The sequence below is a fragment of the Thiohalocapsa halophila genome, assembly GCF_016583825.1.
Taxonomy (GTDB): domain Bacteria; phylum Pseudomonadota; class Gammaproteobacteria; order Chromatiales; family Chromatiaceae; genus Thiohalocapsa; species Thiohalocapsa halophila.
In genome coordinates this window covers 1-511 of record NZ_NRRV01000298.1, presented here as the reverse complement: position 1 = coordinate 511, position 511 = coordinate 1, and the positions used below count along the sequence as shown (strand labels likewise).

At 56.4% G+C, this 511-nt stretch carries 2 protein-coding genes; one reads left to right on the top strand and one right to left on the bottom strand.

Annotated features, from left to right (window positions below):
- Positions 1-2 precede the first annotated feature (2 nt).
- The gene (locus tag CKO31_RS27360) at positions 3-119 is read left to right on the top strand and encodes a PLDc N-terminal domain-containing protein (RefSeq protein ID WP_274607827.1); all 117 of its coding nucleotides are present in this window, start codon (positions 3-5) and stop codon (positions 117-119) included.
- Between the two features lie 75 nt (positions 120-194).
- On the opposite strand, the gene CKO31_RS26475 is transcribed toward CKO31_RS27360, so the two are convergent.
- Positions 195-511 (bottom strand): hypothetical protein (locus tag CKO31_RS26475; protein ID WP_200244020.1); only part of this gene is annotated, 317 nt, incomplete at its 5' end.

Sequence of the window (511 nt, the reverse complement as noted above, 5' to 3'; positions counted from 1 at the left end):
TCCTGCAGAGCTCTGCAAAGGGTCTCGAAAAACTGCTGTGGGCACTGCTGGTCCTGCTGCTACCTGTAGCCGGCTTGATCATTTGGTACCTCCTCGGGCCCGGCAAGAAACCGGCCTGAAGCCCGGAAAACTGTGAGGTTCTGTGGGGTTATGGAGGAATCCATCGCGCAGATTTCCCATAAGCCGACAGGCTCCTAGCCGATACGAGTCAGCACTTCTTCCAAGGCTTTGGTAAAGAAGGCGACGTCGTCTTCCGTGTTGAACAGGGCCGTGGACACCCGGATCGCAAAGGTTTGCTCCACGGGGCGACCCGAGCAGTCGATCAATGCCTCGGGGTCGTGCCCGCGGAGGCAGCAGTTGTCACGCATATCAACGGTCGGAAAATCGATGTATCGAACCTGCACGCCTTCGGCCAACAATGCATCAACCACTTTCTGTGCCGATTCCTCGTCCTTATGGAGCCTTTCGGGACGATTCCAGTCGAAGGCATAGAAACAAGTCAACCCTGAAC